Source organism: Bradyrhizobium sp. 482_C4_N1_8, assembly GCF_052075965.1.
GTDB classification, from domain to species: Bacteria; Pseudomonadota; Alphaproteobacteria; order Rhizobiales; family Xanthobacteraceae; genus Bradyrhizobium; species Bradyrhizobium barranii.
Map to the genome: position 1 here is coordinate 1,099,717 of NZ_CP197231.1, position 17,393 is coordinate 1,117,109.

The window sequence follows — 17,393 nt, forward strand, 5'->3', positions numbered from 1 at the left end:
GGCCAGGAAAATAGACGAAAAATCTATGGTTGTGTAGTAGCGAATTCTAACCGTTAGCGCGAGCGGTCCTTGATCGGCCAGGCTCGGCCGCCGGAAATGCCTGCAACGACAGGAGAATAGCGGCGCATGAACGTGCGAGCTCACGGCCGGCAGCAATCTGCGACAAAACGCCGTTGATCCCGGTCGGCCGCGCGCGCATCCTCAGAACGTCGTGATCGGCTTGCCGTCCGCCCCCACGAGACTCGACGGCGCCTCGCCGAACACCAGCCCCTCCGGCTGAAACTTGATCGTCTTGCCGCCCTCGACGAAGTCGGCAAAATTGCGCGGCGTGGCCGAGTGCACGCCGTTGGTCAGGAAGTCGTCGATCTCGTAGCAGGTGTCGGGCTTGCCGCCGGAGCCTTCGCCCAAGAATTTCTGGAAGGTCTGGCTCGTCACCTTCGCCTTCTTGCGCGCCGACCAGTTGGTGTAGCGGCGATAGAGCTTCGGCAGGATCACGGGGCCCTTGTCGGTCGCGAGCACGTCGGTCTCGTTCTTCCTGGGTTCGCGCAGGTCGAAGTCGAAGGCGGGAATCGTCTTGGCGAGATGCTTCCAGACCGGCAGCTTCTGCGCGCGTGCGGGCTTCGCGAGCGCGAGGAAGGCCTTGATCTCGTCGTCGTTCATCGAAGAGTAGAAGGTTGGATAGGCAAAGCCCTGCTCGACCAGCCAGTGATTGATGTCGATGGTCTTGCCGGCGACCGTCACCTCGATGTCGCCGACCAGCCGGCCATAGGTGTCGAACACCTCGTTCGGCGCATCGACATGGGTGAACACCCGGCAGGCGAGCGTGGGCTCGCCGGCGCTGCTGAGGAAGTCATGCAGCGCCTTGCTCGTCGTCGCGCCAAGAAACTGCCGGTAGGGGTGTGTGACCTCGTGATAGGCCTGCCGCTTGGCGTCGCTCAGGCCCTTCTTCTCGGCGGCCGAGAGCGGCGAGGGCTGATAATGCAGCTCCGGCGCGTCGATGCCCTGAAGGCGAATGGTGAGCTTGCCGTTCTTGATCGGCGCCGTCGCGGTCCGGCCCTTGACCTTGGCGCCCTCGAAGACGTGGGTCGGCTGGAAAGGCACCGAGTCGTTGTTGCGGAAGCGGATCGCGTCTGGGGCGACATTCACCACGACCTTGGTGGTGTCGGCGTCCGACCGGCCCTCCGGCCAGAACTGGCCGACATCGATGGTGCCTAAGACCTCTAGCAGTCCAACGGGCATCGGGCGCTCCTGTCAAACGAACGCGGCGACTGCTTCAAGCAGGCGACTCGCACGCGCACGGCGGAAGCGGATCATTTTCGTGCGACAGGTCCATGACAGGGCGCGGCCGCGAGACAATGCAACGCGGCCTTCGAGCGGAGAGGGCGGGGCATGATTGGTCCGTCGTGCAACGCATGCTGTGGCGACGACGGACCATCTTCGATTGGTGCGGAAGCCTCCGCGCTGCTGCTCCCGCTCGGAATCAGGGGCGGTACGGACAGACCATCGTCAGGTGGAGCAGCGTCGGCGCCTGGTCCTCACCGTTGTCGTACTCCCACTCCAGCCGGATCTCGTGCCGGTCGGCATAGGCGTCGCTCGCCGCGTGAGTGATGATATTGGTCTTCATCGGGATCGGCGGCTCGGAATTGAAGCACTTCCGCACGCAGGCATCGAGCAGCGCGCATCGCGTCAGCGGGATCACGCCGGGCTCGTCCTTGGACAGCGGGACCGTATTCAACTGCGTGGTGAGGTCGACGCGAGCTCGTCCCTTCTCCTTGTGCCAGTACGCCGCGCTCCCGTCCGGCCATTTGTCCGCCGGCGTCAGGATCAGATGGTACTGGCCGTACTCCAGGGTCGGCACGTGGATGTCCGGCGACGCCTTGAGGATGTCCACGCTCCTCTGCATGTTTTCCAGAGGGAAATAATTGTCGTTCATCAAATCTTTGAATGAAGCCCCGGTGTAAGTTCTCGACCCCATCGTCTTTTCCCTCAATATGTCCTTGGCTTTGTGAAAATACATACAGCTCCGCGACGCCGGTTAGTTTTGCCACCCCGGCTTCGCCGAATATATGCCCCATCTTTGCTGGGATTGCATAGGCTACCACTCAGGACTGTGTTTCGTCCAGATCGCCAACCGCACCGTGCTCCGCTAACGGCGATGGGCAAGTCCGATTGCTAAGCGGTTCTTGATAGGTATTCTTACCACGAGTTGCTCGCGGGCGCTGGACGACAGCGACGCCGCGATCCTTGAAGGCGCAGGAATGCATTGCTTCGCGTGCCAGTCGGCGATTGATTCGGACGATAGCTGGTGCTCCAAGTGTGGGGCGGCGGTACGTCGGCGTGCTGATCCCGACAGCGAGCGGCGGTTTGTGACAATTCTCCGAGCCGACGTCATCGACTCCACGGGGCTTGTTGCCGAATTGGAGCCGGAGGAGGCCGTCTCACGCCTGGAGCCAGCGCTGGCGGCCATGAGGGGCGCGGTACGCCAGTTTGGCGGCATCGTCAGCAAGGAGTTGGGGGACGGCTTGGCCGCTGTCTTTGGTGCCCCGATCGCCGACGACAACCATGCTCCGCTGGCCTGCCATGCGGCCATCGAGCTTGTCCGGCGGGTCGGCAGTCTTGGCGATCCCGGACTTCAGGTTCGGGTCGGCCTCCATTCGGGGCACGTCGTCGCCTATATGGTCGCCAGCGAGTTTTCCAAGGTCTACGAGATCGGAGGAGCCGCTCAGCATCTTGCCGCGAGGCTGGAGGCCGCGGCCGAAGCCAATCAGATCTACGTGTCGGAAGCCTGCCAGAAACTCGCGGATGGACATGTCCGATTCGAAGCCTTGGGCCGCAAGGTGCTGCGCGGTTTCAACGAGCCGCTGCCGGTCTACCGTGTCGTCGGAGCGAGCGACCTTTCAAGCTGGCGGGTGCGACGAGCGCGGAGCGTTTCGCGGTTTGTCGATCGCACGACTGAGCGGGCCCTGTTGGGACGTGCCGCTGAGAGGTCCAGTGCAAGCCGGCAGACGGTCCTGCTGATCGGCGATGCAGGCATCGGAAAATCGCGGCTCGCGCATGAGTTCGCCCAGGAGCTCAAGGCCGATGGCTGGCGGCTGATTGACGCCGAGTGTAGTCCGAACCTTCAGGGCGTGCCGTTCAGCGCGCTCAAGCGCACCATACTTTCGATCATCGAAGTTGCCGCCAGAGATTCGGATAGTCTGGTCGACATCCGAAAGGAGTTGCCGGCAATCCATCAGCTCGCGATCGATTCCATATTGGATATTCCGGTCGCGGATCATCGCTGGAGTGAGCTGGAGCCTTACGCGCGCGCGCGTGCCATTTCCGATGCAAGTTGCGCCATCGTGCAAAGCCTGGCCTTTCAACAGCGTACGGTTCTTCTCATCGAGGACCTGCACTGGATCGACCGAGCCAGCGATGCGGTTGTTGCTGCAATTGCGTCGTTACAGAGTCCCAACCTGATAGTTTTTCTCACGAGCAGGCCGAACGGCATGCCCGAGTGGATCGCACGCTGCCATGCGGAAGTGATTGCAATGCGCCCTCTGGATGACGATTCGGGATTGGCCATGTTGGCCGATATGCTCGGACCGTCGGCGATGAACACCGATTTGAAGAACCGGATCATTTCTCATACTGCCAACGTTCCTCTATTTCTCGAGGAAGTCTGCCGTGGACTGAAAGATAGTGGCACGCTTCGCGGTCAGTGGGGTGACCTTGCGCTCGTTCGACCTATTGACGAGCTCGGCATCCCTACCAGCATTCAGGGGGTGATTGCGGCGCGGCTCGATCGTGTCTCGAGGCAGGAGCGCTCGGTTCTCCAAATAGCGGCGGCGCTGGGGCCGCGCTCAAGCGTGATGATGCTGCGGAACGTCGCCGCGCTGCCCGAAGACATTCTCCAGGATTGCCTCGGAGCGCTCGACCGAGCCGAGATCCTCGTCAGGATCGATAGTGAACTTGAGGACTCGATCGAGTTCCAGCACGAGATGGTCCGCCAAGTGACCTACGAGTCGATGGTCGAAAAGGTGCGCGAAAATATACATGGGCGAATACTTGCGGCCTTCGAAAGCGACGAGACATGGAGCGACGGTCCTGACACGCTTTGCTACCACGCAATGCGCGCGAAGGATTGGCTGAAAGCGTTCGGGTACGGGAGAGGTGCCGCGCAGAAATGTCTTGTGCGCTCGGCGTATGCCGATGCGGTCGACTATTTCGGGATCGCGATGAGTTCGCTCGACAAGATGCCGATGACTCTCTCGCGGGAGGCAGATGCAATTGACCTCCGGATGGAGGCGCGAATGGCATTCATCTGGTCCGGTCAGGTTGCCGAGTGGATCGATCTCGGAAAGGAGGCCGAACGCCGGGCTAGTGGAATTGACGACATCGGAAGAAAGGTCGCCGCCATGACCGTCATGGCGGGTGGACAGAATTTCTACGGAACGCCAACTGAAGCGGTTGCGCTCGGCCAGGAGGTCGTTGGCCTCGCCGAGAAGTCAGGCAACCCGGGTTGGCGCAACCTTGCACAATACAATCTGGGACAGGCCTATTTTCTCGCCGGTCGATATCGCGAAGCGGAGCAGACGTTGGCGCAAGGCCGCGCTAATCTCATGGGGCCGGACGCAAGCGCGCCCTTCGGAACTCCCCCAAAATACACGCTCCTCCTCTGCTGCATGATGAAGAGCTTCACGCACACCGTCATGGGCGAACTCGACACCGCCGGCCAGCTCCAGCAACAAGCCGCCGCGATCGCGGAGGAGACGGGCCGTCCCTACGACCGCGTCGCCGCCGCCTATAGCGGCGGCTGGCTGATGCTCGGCCGCAACGAGCCGGCCGCGGCCGCTGCCATTCTCGAAGACGGGTTCGTGCTGGCGCAGAAGCACGGCATCCGGCTGTTCGTGCCGGTGCTCGCCTGTCATCTCGGCATCGCCTATCTGGAGCAGGGGCTGTTCGACCGGGCGCGCGGCATGCTGGCCGAGGCGCGCGAGGAGGCGAAGGCGGTCGGCTATACCTCGGCGGTGCTGCGCAGCTCGATCTATCTTGCGCTCGCAACCTTCCGCCTCGGCGACGTCCAGGCCGCGCAGAACATGCTGCGCGAGGCGCGCAACACCGCTCGCCAGCAGGGGTTTTCCGGCCTCGAGGCCGAGGCCCTGCTCGGCGAGGCCGTGGTGACGCCGCCGACGGATGCGGCGAACAAGGCCGCGATCATCGTCGCCTTGCGCGCGGCCATCGCGATCGCCTCCGAGAGCGGCGCGCTGCCGCTCCAGCACAAGGCCGAGGCGATGCTGACCGAGATGCTTGCCCGGGGCGGCGAGCTGACCTGACCCTGCTCCCTCCCTGGCGTGCGATCGTACCGCCGGGCTGATTTTTTGCCCGACGGGCCGTTTGAGTTTCGCAGGCAAAGCAAGGACTTAAGAGACCGTCTCTACTGTGCATGGGGTTGTTTTCGACATTTTACAGGGAGGACCACCACCTCCAGCCGGCGCCGTTCAAGGTCTCATGACTTGCCGGACGCGGTCTGTGCGCCCCGATGACGAAGCCCCTTGCACGGACGCCAAGGTCGGCTACCGTCGGCACTAGCCGCAGGGCCAGGTGACTTTTGATTTACATTTTTTAGCATCCGATCTTTCGGCGCCGCGACGGCGCGACGCCCACCGGACGAGGCGGGGCCATGAGCACACGGGACCAGTCAGCTTTGTTGGCGCCGGTCGAGCGCGATTTGCGGCTCGATCTCTTCCGCGGCGTCGGGTTGTGGATGATCTTCCTCGATCACATCCCGCACGACGTCGTGGCCTGGCTGACCTTGCGCAACTACGGCTTCAGTGACGCCGCCGAGTTCTTCGTCTTCATCTCCGGCTATCTGGTCGGCTGGATCTACGGGCCGATCGTCGCCGGCGGCTGGTTTCTCGCCGCGCTGAAGCGGCTGTGGCGGCGCGCGGGCGAGATGTACGTTGCCCACATCATGCTGTTCCTGTTGTTCACGGCGCAGATCGCGCGCACGGTCAGGAGGTTCGACAACCCGATGTATGCAGACGAGTTCAACGTTCACAATTTTCTCGACCATCCGGACATCCTGATAGGTCAGGCGCTCTCGCTGCGCTACAAGCCGGTCAATCTCGACGTGCTGCCGCTCTACATCACGCTGGTGCTCGCCGCGCCCTTCATCGTGTGGGGCCTGGTGCGCCGGCCGAACCTGACGCTGGCTGCCTCCGTGGTGTTGTATGTGTTGGCGCGCCGGTTCGACTGGAACATCGCCTCCTATCCGCCGGGCACGACCTGGTACTTCAACCCGTTCTGCTGGCAGCTGATGTTCGTGTTCGCCGCCTGGTGTGGCGTCGGCCAGATCGACAAGATCGCAACATGGGTGTGGTCGAAGGCGGCGATGACGCTGGCGGCGGCCTGGCTCGCCTTCGCGCTCCTGATCGTGATGACCTGGCACATCCCTGCGCTCGAGGCGCTGATCCCGAAATGGATGATCAAGGCGATCTACCCGATCGACAAGACCGACCTCGACATGCTGCGCTTCACGCACTTTCTGGCGCTGGCGGTCTGGGTGATCTATTTTATCCCGCGCCACTGGAAGGCGTTGCATTCGAAATGGGTGCACCCGGTCATCCTCTGCGGCCAGCATTCGCTACCGATCTTTTGCCTCAGCGTGTTCCTGTCGTTCTCGGCGCATTGGATCCTGATGCAATTCACCAGGGGCGTCTGGGAGCAACTCGCCGTCTCGTTCGCCGGCTTCGTCATCATGTTCGGGGCGGCGTGGCTGCTCGACCGCGCCGAGCGGGTGCCGAGCCTCTTCGTCAAGGTGACGGATGTCGACGACGAGCGGGAGGCCGCCGCCGAAGGCGCGCCGGTAACGATCATCGGCGCGGCTCCGGCTCGCCGCTGAGAGCACATCGCGTCGCCGGGACGATTTTTCGGGAGAGATGCATGTCGAGATTTTTGTTGACGATTGCCGGCGCCCTCCTGCTCCTCGTCTGCAACGCGTCGGCGCAAGGGCCGTCGCCCGAGGCGATGGATGCTGCACGAAAACTCGTCGCCACGCTGAAGATCGCAGATCAGTATCGCGCGGCGCTCCCGCAGCTCCTGCTCAAGCTGAGACCCGTGGTCGCACAGGACCGGCCTGAGATCGAGCGCGATTATGACGCAATGACGGCGCCGGGCTCCGACATCTACGCGCCGTTCTTTGCCTCGATGATCGACCAGATCGCCGCGCTCTATGCCCAAAACTTCACCGTCGACGAGCTGCGCCAGATCGAAGCGTTCTATGCCCAGCCTGCTGGCCGGAAGTTTATGGAAAAGTCCGATGCGCTGGCGCAGGCGAGCGCGCAGATCGGCCAGGACGTCAACCAGAAGGCCGCAGATGAACTAAAGCTACGCCTCATCGAGGCGCTGCGCCAGAAAGCGCACAAGCCGTAGACCGTCATGCTCAGTGAATCGCGGCGTACATGATCCTCTCCTCCGTCGCCTCCAATGCGGAGAATTCCTCCACGACCTTGCCCTGGCGCGAGACCAGGATGCGGTCGGAGAGCGCCATGATCTCGGGCAGGTAGGATGAGATGACCACGACCGCCTTGCCCTCGTCGGCGAGCTGGTTGATCAACTCGTGGATCTCGACGATGGCGCCGACGTCGACGCCGCGCGTGGGTTCGTCGAAGATGATCAGATCGGGCTCCTGAACCAGCGATTTGGCGATCACGACCTTCTGCTGATTGCCGCCGGAAAGCTCGACCACCTTGCCGTCGTTGCCGATCGCGCGAACCTTGAGCCGTTCGATCCAGGTCCTGCCGATCGCCTCGTTCTCTCGCCGCGACAGCATCATGCGGCCCTTGGGAAATTTCGACAGAAGGCCGAGATAGATGTTGCGTGCGATCGAGGACGTCTCGAAGAAGCCTTCGACCTTGCGGTCTTCAGTCACATAGGCGATGCCGGCCTGCACCGCCGGCGCCGGCACCCGGTAGCGCACCGGCTTGTCGTGCAGCAGGATCTCGCCGCCATGGAAGAAGTCGCGCTTCAGCACGCCGGAGACGATCTTGAACGTTTCGGTGCGGCCGGCCCCGACGAGGCCGAACACGCCGGTGATCTGTCCCGCGAACACCGACAGCGAATTGTTCTTCACCATCGGTGCCATCTTCAGGTTCTGCACGGTGAGCACGCGCGCGCCGGGCGGCCGCACGCTGCTCTTTCGCGCACCGTAGAGCGTGTTGGAGAGGTCGCGCCCGACCATGGCCTGCACGATCGCCGCGCGGTCGAAGTTGGTGGCATCGTCGGTGACGACGTGCTTGCCGTCGCGCAGAACCGTGATGCGGTCGGCGAGCAACAAGGCTTCTTCCAGGGCGTGCGAGATGAAGACGATCGAGACCCCGCGCTTCTTGAGATCGCGGACGAGGTCAAAGAAGTATTTCTTCTCTTCCGGCGTCAGCGACGCCGTCGGCTCGTCGAAGATGATGACTTTGGCGCGGTGCAAAACCGCGCGCGCGATCTCCACCATCTGCTTCTTGGCGGCGCCGAGGCCGCCGACGGTGGCGGTCGGCGTGACGTCGAAATTGAGCGATTGCAGGAACTGCTGCGCAGCGATGTAGATGCCGCGCAGGCGGTTATAGAATTTCTCCTGCCCGAGAAACAGATTCTGCGCGACCGTCATGGTCGGTACCAGGCTGTTTTCCTGGAACACCATGGCGATGCCGAGATTGCGCGCCTCCAGCGGTGTCCGTGGTGCGACGTCGGCGCCGTCGACCGTCATGGTCCCTGACGTCAGCGTCACCACGCCGGCCATCACCTTGGTCAGTGTCGATTTGCCGGCGCCGTTCTCGCCGACCAGCGCGTGGATCTCGCCGCGGCGGAGGTCGAAGTCGACCCCGTCGATGGCGGGCACGCCGGCGTAAAGTTTTGTGGCCTTGCGCAGCGAGAGTGCGATGTCGCTCATGAGCGGAACTCCTCGGCAAGACCGGACAGCGGCAGTCGCAGCACGCGGCCCGGTCCCTTGGCGATCAGGACGAGATCGCCGCCCATCTCGATCGCCGCAACGATACCGTGATTGGCGCCGTCGACCCGGCTGTGCAGCGAATAGAGCGGCTGGCCATCTGCATCGAGTCGGATGACGAGGCCATAGGAGCGCGGCGGCGCCCACGGCTTGATCACGCCCATGGTCTTGATGTGTGCACCCTGCATCGGCTCCTTGAACGAGAAGCCCGAGCGCAGGCGCGGCGCAACCCAATACGCCGGATCGATCTCGGCCATCATTCGCTTACGGTAGGCTGGTTCGCGCAGCACGAACTCGATCAGCTGGGTGCGCGCGGTGAAGGCGGTGAGCCAGTAGCCGCCGCCCGCCGCCTTCGACAGCCGCGACGGATAGACGGGCAAGTGAGCAAGGACGGTTCGCGGCGATGTGCCCGGTGCCACAAGGACGAGGCGGTGGCGCCAACTCTCGCTGACCAGCACGCCATTGCCATACGCGCAGGCGCCGAAGGCGTGGCCCAGCCCTTGCGCGAGGGGCGTCACGCTCCTGCTGCCGGGATCGAGCCTGAACACCCGGCCGCTCCGATTGAGCTCCATCAAATCGCGTGCCCAGTCATCGACGCCGCATGTCGCCGAGCCGTCCGTCGCGATCAGCGTGTTGTCGCTCGCGAGCGTCAGTGCGTTGACGGCATTGAACGCGCTATCTGCAAACGTCACGCTTGGCTGCTCGGCCGAGGGGCTTGCGTAGAGCCGCACCTCGCGTCCCCCGAGCGCAACCGCAAGGCCGCCGCCGGGGAGGGCACACAATGCCGAGATCGGCCGCTCGAAGTTGCGGACCTCCGATGCCGTGCCGTCATTCAGAGACATCAGCCGCTGGCCCGCCGCGATGAAGAGGTTGCTTCCGTCGGTGGCGAGATCCTCCGGCGCCTCGCATGTCAGCAAGGTTTCGGCGGATTCCAGCTTCTGGTTGGGCTTCAATGCGCCGTCGAAGGACGGTACGGTGATGGTGGCGTCGCCGCGCCCGAGAAAGCGGTTGGCGAACTCCCTGACGGCCGCGATCACGATTGCTTCCCCCATCGCTTGTCGTACTGGACGAAGTTCGGATCGGCATTGTCGAGCTTGTAGCGGCCGATCCGGTTGTTGAGGATGCCGCCGAGATAGAGATAGCCGCGATGCTCGCGCATCGAGGTGATCATCGGATGGTTTTCGCCGCGCAGGTCCCAGAACGATTCGACGATCTTGCCCTGCTCGTTGAACTTGACCACGCAGCCGGTGTTGATGTTGGGGAACAGCCATTCGTCCACCGGCACGCGCTTGCCCATGCGGCGGCGGAAGCCGGGCATCTTCCAGGCGAGGTCGAGCGAGGGGCTGCGCATGCCGACCAGCGCCAGCCAGTAATTGCCGTCGGAGGCGAGGTTGATGTTATCGGGGTAGCCCGGCAGATTGTCCATGACGACCTCGACCTTGCCCTTCTTTGACCCTGCGAACCAATAGCGCTTGATCGAGCAGCCGAAGGTTTCGGCGAACAGGATCGACTGGCCGTCGCTGGCGACGCAGATGCCGTTGGGGAATTTGAGGCCGCGCAGCTCCGTGCGCGTCACGCCGGTCTTGGTGTCATAAGAGATGATGCGGCCGTTGCCGCGCGCTTCGAGACCGTCGATCGGCCATTCGTCCATCTCGTAGCGCACGGTGGCTTCCGAGAAGAAGATCAGGCCGTCGTCGGTGATGTCGAGATCGTCGGCGAGCCGCAGGCGGCTGTCGTCATTGACCGAACGCATGCTGCGATTGGTCTCGTCGGTCGCCTTTTCCACCGTGCCGTCAGGCTTGATGCGATAGAGCCCCATGCCGCCGATGCAGACGTAGAGATTGTCCTCGCGGTCGAAGGCCATGCCGAGTGGTTGGCCGCCGATATGGGCGAACACCTCCATCTTCTGATAGTCGGGCGCGAGGAAGCGCATGATGTCGCCGTGGCGCGAACCCGCATAGAGATTGTCGTGGCGGTCGAGGATGACGTCCTCCGGCGCCTCGATGCGGCCGAGGCCGATCGACTCGACATTGCGCAGCTTGTCGTTCTGCTCGAACGGGCCGCCTTGCCCGATCTCGGTCGGCGGCGGTGGCGGCAGCGCGTGATAGGTGGGGGCCACGTAGACCTTGCTGATGATGCGGGTTCGGTTCTTCTGCCAGCGGATGTCGACCATGGCAGCAACGAGCAGGATGCCGGCAAGCGCCATCCGGTTGACGCCACCGCGCGCGTTCATGGTGGTCAGACCATTGGTGATCAGGAGCACGATCAGCACCCCGACCGCCGATTTGGCGACCGAGCCCTTGCCGCCGCCGAGCGTGATGCCGCCGAGCACTGTCGCGGTCAGCACGATCACCTCCAGGCCAACGCCGATGTCGCCGCCGACGGTGCCAAGCCGGGACGCGAAGAACAGCGCGCCAATGCTGGTCAGCACGCCGCTTGCGACGTAGCAAAGCGCGATGGTGCGGCGGACGGGAATGCCGGAATTGTAAGCTGAACGACGCGAGCCGCCGATCGCGGTGATGTGCCAGCCCGGGCGCAGCCGGGTCATGAAGATATGGCCGAAGATGGCGATGACGATATAGACGAGCGCCACGGTCGGAATGCCGAAGATGCTGCCGCTGCCGATGAAATCCCAGGACGGAATGTCGGGGAAGGCCGACGCGATCGCGTTGGAGTAACGCTGGATCAGGAGATCGTAGGCCGAGCGGTAGATGATCAGGGTGATCAGCGTGGTGATGAAGGCCCGCAGTCGCAAATATCCGATCAGGATGCCGTTGACGGCGCCGAGCAGCGCACCGGAAAGCAGGGTGGCCGCCACCACCGCCGGGACCGGCCAGCCCAGGACGTCGAGAAGATAGAGGGCACAGAAATCGGTCAGCGCGAAGATCGAACCGACGGAGAGGTCGATGCCGCCGACGATGACCACCAGCGCCAGCCCGAGCGCAATGAAGCCGATCTCTCCAGCCTGGCGCGCGGTGTCGGCAAGGCTCGCCGGCGACAGGAAATTGTCGATGGACCGGCTGAGCGCGAGGCCGACGATCAGGAGGAGGATGACCGGGATAGCTGTCTCGGTCCATCGCTTGGACAGGATTTCACCGAGGAGATGATCGGGCCAGTAGCGGTAACGCAGGCTTGTCAGAGTGTCGCGCATCGGCATTCCGGGACCTTGCAAGTTTCGAGACTACGTCCCGGACGTGAGATCGTCCGGGACGCCAGGGTCTTGCGTCGCGACAATTATTTCTTGAGGTCGCTGAGATTCCAGCAGGCCATCTGGCTATCGGCGTTCTCCTTGGTGATCGGAATCAGCGTCGTGTATTCCGAGCCCTTGACGGAGCCGGGCTTGACGCCCGACGACAGCAGCCACTTGATGGTGCCGGCCATCTGCGCGGCCTGGGTCGGCACGTCGTAGCTCATGTTGAGATCGAACGCGCCCGACTTCACCAGTTCGCACGCGCCCTTGCGCTCGCCGCCGCCCGAAGTTGCCACGAACACCTTGCCGGTGAGGCCGGCCTCCTTGACGGCCGCTGCCGTGCCGATGTCCATGCCATCCCAGAAGCCGACGATGCCGCAGAGATCGGGATTCTGCTTCAGCACCGTTTGGGTGATCGCCTTGGCCTTGGCGGCGTCCCAATCGGCGGCCTGGCTCGACACCACCTTGATTTCAGGATGCTTGGCGAGCACGTTCTCGACGCCCTTCAGCGTATAGGCGCTCGCGGCGGCCGACAGCGCACCCTGGATGATCGCGATCTTGTTGGACTTGCCCTCGCAGGCCTTGACCACGCCTTCGGTTTGGCGTTCGCCGATCTCGACCCAATTGGCGCCGACGAAGGCCGAGCTGCGATAGGCAGAGCCCATGTTGATCTGGATGACGTAGATGCCTTCGTTCTCGGCGCGCTGCAGCAGCTTGGCGTAGGTCTGCACGTCCGGATTATGAACCACCATCACCGCCGGCTTCTCCGAGATCAGCGAGGTGACCGCCTGGGCGCCGGCGTTGGTATTCCAGTTGGCGTCGCGGATCACGAACTTGACGCCGAACGGCTCGAGCTCCTTCTTCAGTCCGGCATACCAGCCCTCCGTGAGGTCGAAGTTCATGGCGACCGGCACATAGGCCACGGTCTTGCCGGCCAGCGCCTCCTTGAACGGCTTCTGGAACGGCTCATCCAGACCCTGCTGGGCGAGGGCCGGCGCGGTCATTGCCGCAAGACCCAGTGCGGCAACAATTGCCTTTGTCGGGTTGCCGAAATGCTTCATTGCTTCCTCCTTGGTTGTGGTTGTCGTTATTGTTGGATCGCTCAGATGTCGCCCTGTTGTGCCGTTTCCTCGTTGCGCGGATTCAGGAAGGAATCCGTGATGACGGCGAGCAGCAGCACCACGCCCTTGATGAGATTCTGCCCGGCGTAGGAGATGTCCATGATGGTCATACCGTTGAGCATCGTTCCGATAACGAGCGTGCCGATGACGACGTTGAGCACGCCGCCACGGCCGCCTGATAGCCCGATGCCGCCAAGCACGACGACCAGGATGACGTCATAGATGAGCGTCGAGTTGAAGATGCGGGTCGGCATCGAGTTGACGGATGCCGCCATCACGAGGCCGGCAAAGCAGCCGATCAGGGCGGTGATCACATATTGCAGGACGATGATCGGGCGAGAGGGAATGCCGGTGACACGCGCGGCATAGGGGTTGTCACCGATCGCATAGATATAGGCGCCCCAGCGCGTCTGGCGCAGCAGGAACGCGACCACGATGCAGGCAATTGCGAACATCCAGATCGACGTCGGAATGCCGAGAATGGTGCCTTGTCCGAGCCGCTCGAAGCCGTCCATGCCCGGGCTCCATTGCACGACGTCGAGCTGGAACAGCGCGGTCTGCCCGAGCCCGGCCAGCAACAGGCCCGTTGCCAGCGTCGCAAACAGCGAAGGGACTTCGGCATAGGCGATCAGCCAGCCGTTGACGAGGCCAAAGGCAATCGTGAGCAGGACGGCGGTCAGCAGCGAGGCCGGTAGCGAATGACCGTTCTGCACCATCTGGAGCACCAGTCCCGGCGGCACCGCAAGGGCCGCGATCAGCGAGATGTCGATGCCGCGTCCGATCACGACGATTGCCATGGCAAGGCCGAGGATGCCGAGCACTGCCACGTTCTGGAGCAGCGTCAGCATGTTGTCCGGCGTCAGAAAGCCGCGCAGGAAGATCGAAAACACAAGGAACAGCAGCGCGAAGACTGCGAAGACGATCTCTTGCTGATTGAAACGAAAGCGCTTCATCCCCGTCTTGCCTTTCTTCGACCCGGCTGTTGCGCGACCGTCAGGACGATCGGTTCTCGATGCGATAGGTTTGTGGAAGCGTTGCAAGGCTTTCGACGAGCATCTTTGTTCGATCCAGATCACCGGAATGGACCGAGATGCTGACGACTGTGTTGAGCTTCTCGTCTTTCCCGACGACGATATCCGCCGCGGTGTCGGGGCCGAAGATGCGATCGATCTCGGTCCTGACCTTTTCCCGGACGGCGAGATCGCGAAGCGTGGGCTTGAAGATCTTCCCGACGGCGGTAACCGGAAGAGCTTCAAGCAGGACGACGCGCTTCGGCCTCGCAGGAGGCTCATTGACGTTGTGTTCGAGATGCTCGCGCAATTGCGCCAGATCGATTGTCTGTCCGGGGGAGGGCACCGCGAAGAGAACTGGAACCTCTCCCGCGTAGGCGTCGGGCATGCCGACGGCCGAGCTCATCTGGACACCGGGGAAGGCGTTCGCGACGTCCTCGATTGCGGCAGGGTCGATGTTGTGACCGCTTCGTACGATGAGGTCCTTCTCGCGCCCCGTCAGCACGAGGCGTTGATCCGGGGTGAGATAGCCGACGTCGCCGGTGACGATCCAGTGGTCGTCGGTGAGAACGCCCTTGTCGTGCTGGGGATCGACGTATCCGGGAAACACCTGCGGTCCCCTCACGAGGACAAGACCGCTGGTGAGAGGCGGACACTCTGTCTTCAGTTCGGCATCGGCCAGAGCGACGATTTTGGTCTTTGCGAACGGCGCCCTGAAGCCGACGCTGCCTTGCACAGGAGTGCCACGGCCGGGATTGAATGCGATCGCTGCCGCGGTTTCTGTCATCCCGTAGGTCTCGAACAAGGTAATCCCGGTCCGCGCCTGAAACCTGTCGCTGACAGCCTTGGGAGCCACGGCCCCGCCGGTGAGCGCCATGCGAACGGTGCTGACATCGGAGGACCCGATCGGCACCTCGGCAAGAGCGGCAATCGAAGTCGGCACTCCGCTCACGATGGTCGCGCGAAACCGCTCCACCGTGTGCCAGTAGTCGCGAATCGCATCGGGACTTCTGAGGCTGTACGGCGAGGGAATGATCACATGACCGCCGGCAGCGAGAATCGACAGGCCGAGCGTCATGGTGCCGCCGACGTGAAACAGCGGAAAACCGTTCACGGCGGCGTCCAGCTCATCCAGTCCGTGGACCTGCGCAAAGCTCCAGGCCGCATGGATCTGGTTGCCATGTGTCAGCCGAACCAGCTTAGGTCGTCCGGTGGTCCCGCCGGTGTGGAAGAGGGCGCAGATCGCATTGCGATCGGTCGAAGGTGCGAAGTCCAGTGTGCCGAGCGCGCTCGCGGCCGTCTCATTGAAGTTTAGAGATCCTCCAGGCAGCGGACCGTTCGCGCCCATCACAAAAATGGTCTTCAGCGACGGGACGCGTTTCGCGACGTTGGCCGCCTTGGCCCAGATCGCGCGATCGGCCGCTTCGGCCGGGATCACCAGCACAGTCGCGTTCTGCGCCTCGAGCAGGTCGGCGATTGCGTCTTCGTTCAGGAGATAGTTGATCGAGCTGGCGACGCCCGCGACCTGGGCGCCGAGCAATGCGGGAAACAGTGGCGGCAGGATCGGACAGAGGAACGCGGCGGTCCCGCCACTCTCGCCGATCCCGTGCGACCGGAACAGATTGGCCGCGCGGATGATCTCCGCAAGCAATTGCCGGTGCGTCAGCGTCGCGTCGCCCGGCTCGCGCGAGCCTTTGGTCAGCACCGTCAGTGCAGGCCGATCGGGATGCAGGTGCGCCGTGGCTTCGAAGAGATCGAGCAGATTGCGGGCAGGGATGAGCGAATCGTAAGGCCGCTGCTCCAACGCCTCGATATCGGCGATGGTTTTGACCGGTTGCGTGAACCGGGTTGTGACTTGCGATGACAAGGCGCTGCTCACGGGCATCGCCATTCGGGCGGCACGGCAAGCTGTGCAGCAGTTGACTGGACCTGACGCAAGCGAACGTTTCCCGCCTATTTTGTGGACTGCTTTTTGTTCTTCATAGGCCACATGCCGGAGCGCGGCTTGCTCCGGAGCGCAAAGCTTTTGCTTCTCCGCGCAAACGGTCTTGCGTGTAGGCGGCGGCCCTCTAGAATCTCGATGCGTGGCCAGCTTGTGCGATGCACAAACGACGTTCATCATGGCGGCGCAACGGATGGGCGGACGATGAACCTGGTGTTTTCGACAGACGATCTGGAGCCGTCCAAACGCTACGCCGCGTGGCAAGGCGCGATCTGCGACGTCTACGTCCATGTCGACGTGAATGCCGAGGAGCGGTCCGACTATCACGGCTTCATCCGCGAGGCACGGTTCGGCGCGGTGACGATGACCGACGTCCTGCTGTCGGAGCAGCGCATCTCGCGCCGCGAGCGGCATATCGCGAAGCTCGACAAGGATTGCTACTATGTCGAATTCGTCCAGCAGGGCCGGGTCAACGTGCTCCAGGCCGGCCAGACCCTGCTGTCGAATCCCGGCGTGAGCGCGATCTTCTCGGCCTCCGAAGCCTATGATCTCGAATGCGTCGGCAAGGTGCGATCGCTCTATCTCGAGATTCCGCGCGCGGAATTCTCGGCGCGCTTCAGCGAGGGGCGGCTGCCGGTCGTCACTACGATGGCCACGAGCCGCGGCCTTGGCCGGATTGCCGCCGAGTTCTGTGCGACGCTCGCCGCGGAAGGCGCGCCGCTGGACGAGACCGCGAGAACGCGACTGGGCGGTGAGCTGATGGACGTGCTGGCGCTCGCGCTCGACATGGGCGAGCGCGACGAATTCTCCGAGGATGCGAGCGCTGCGCAGGCCCGCCTGCGCTCGGTCAAGGCCTGGATCGAGGCGCACCTCACTGATGCGGATCTGTCGCTGGAGAAGATTGCGAAGAGCAATGGCGTCTCGCTCAGGCATCTGCATTATCTCTTTCGGCTGACCGATGTCTCGGTGTCCGAATGGATTTTGGATCGCCGGCTGCAGCGCTGCTACGACGTGCTGACGCGGCCGGAACTGCGGTCGCTGTCGATTACCGAAGTTGCCTATCAGCTGGGCTTCAGCAGCTCGTCCTATTTCAGCACGGCGTTCCGCAGGAAGTTCGGCCACAGCCCATCGGATTTGCGGCGCCGCTAGAGGA

The 17,393-nt window shown here is 63.2% G+C and carries 12 protein-coding genes; 4 read left to right on the top strand and 8 right to left on the bottom strand.

Annotated features, from left to right (window positions below):
* Nucleotides 1-201 precede the first annotated feature (201 nt).
* The gene (locus AB7Z56_RS05160) at nt 202-1,239 is read right to left on the bottom strand and encodes a thermonuclease family protein (protein ID WP_441256172.1); all 1,038 of its coding nucleotides are present in this window, start codon (nt 1,237-1,239) and stop codon (nt 202-204) included.
* A 241-nt stretch (nt 1,240-1,480) separates the two neighbouring features.
* Nucleotides 1,481-1,975: a hypothetical protein gene (locus AB7Z56_RS05165; protein ID WP_028148879.1), complete on the bottom strand. Its 495-nt coding sequence runs from the start codon at nt 1,973-1,975 to the stop codon at nt 1,481-1,483.
* Between the two features lie 283 nt (nt 1,976-2,258).
* Between AB7Z56_RS05165 and AB7Z56_RS05170 the strand changes: the two genes are divergently transcribed.
* From AB7Z56_RS05170 to AB7Z56_RS05180, 3 genes are all read left to right on the top strand, one after another.
* On the top strand, nt 2,259-5,315 hold the full coding sequence (locus AB7Z56_RS05170) for an ATP-binding protein (protein ID WP_283017987.1): 3,057 nt from the start codon (nt 2,259-2,261) through the stop codon (nt 5,313-5,315).
* A 347-nt stretch (nt 5,316-5,662) separates the two neighbouring features.
* The gene (locus AB7Z56_RS05175; RefSeq protein ID WP_063980903.1) at nt 5,663-6,883 is read left to right on the top strand and encodes an OpgC domain-containing protein; all 1,221 of its coding nucleotides are present in this window, start codon (nt 5,663-5,665) and stop codon (nt 6,881-6,883) included.
* A 41-nt stretch (nt 6,884-6,924) separates the two neighbouring features.
* Nucleotides 6,925-7,413: a DUF2059 domain-containing protein gene (locus tag AB7Z56_RS05180; protein ID WP_283017988.1), complete on the top strand. Its 489-nt coding sequence runs from the start codon at nt 6,925-6,927 to the stop codon at nt 7,411-7,413.
* Between the two features lie 10 nt (nt 7,414-7,423).
* Here the strand turns inward: AB7Z56_RS05180 and AB7Z56_RS05185 are convergent, their stop codons facing one another.
* The 6 genes from AB7Z56_RS05185 to AB7Z56_RS05210 all read right to left on the bottom strand — a co-directional run bounded on the left by AB7Z56_RS05185 (nt 7,424) and on the right by AB7Z56_RS05210 (nt 16,531).
* A complete protein-coding gene (locus tag AB7Z56_RS05185) occupies nt 7,424-8,920 on the bottom strand; it encodes a sugar ABC transporter ATP-binding protein (protein ID WP_283017989.1) in 1,497 nt (498 codons plus the stop codon).
* Nucleotides 8,917-10,014 carry a hypothetical protein gene (locus AB7Z56_RS05190; protein ID WP_063986071.1) on the bottom strand — a complete coding sequence of 366 codons (1,098 nt, stop codon included), beginning with the start codon at nt 10,012-10,014 and terminating at the stop codon, nt 8,917-8,919. The genes AB7Z56_RS05185 and AB7Z56_RS05190 overlap by 4 nt, the downstream gene beginning before the upstream one ends.
* Nucleotides 10,011-12,134, bottom strand: a complete 2,124-nt coding sequence (locus AB7Z56_RS05195; RefSeq protein ID WP_063980906.1) for an ABC transporter permease subunit — start codon at nt 12,132-12,134, stop codon at nt 10,011-10,013. The genes AB7Z56_RS05190 and AB7Z56_RS05195 overlap by 4 nt, the downstream gene beginning before the upstream one ends.
* Before the next feature lie 77 nt (nt 12,135-12,211).
* Nucleotides 12,212-13,228, bottom strand: coding sequence for a sugar ABC transporter substrate-binding protein (locus AB7Z56_RS05200; RefSeq protein WP_063980907.1), 1,017 nt, complete (start codon nt 13,226-13,228; stop codon nt 12,212-12,214).
* Nucleotides 13,229-13,269: 41 nt separating this feature from the next.
* Nucleotides 13,270-14,241, bottom strand: coding sequence for an ABC transporter permease (locus AB7Z56_RS05205; protein ID WP_014498319.1), 972 nt, complete (start codon nt 14,239-14,241; stop codon nt 13,270-13,272).
* A gap of 40 nt (nt 14,242-14,281) precedes the next feature.
* Nucleotides 14,282-16,531 (bottom strand): AMP-binding protein, encoded by a 2,250-nt coding sequence (locus tag AB7Z56_RS05210; protein WP_245328635.1) that lies wholly within the window; start codon nt 16,529-16,531, stop codon nt 14,282-14,284.
* On the opposite strand from AB7Z56_RS05210, the gene AB7Z56_RS05215 reads away from it, so the two are divergent.
* Nucleotides 16,445-17,389: a helix-turn-helix domain-containing protein gene (locus AB7Z56_RS05215; RefSeq protein ID WP_063980908.1), complete on the top strand. Its 945-nt coding sequence runs from the start codon at nt 16,445-16,447 to the stop codon at nt 17,387-17,389. The two genes, AB7Z56_RS05210 and AB7Z56_RS05215, sit on opposite strands and share 87 nt — an antisense overlap.
* The last annotated feature ends 4 nt before the right edge of the window (nt 17,390-17,393 follow it).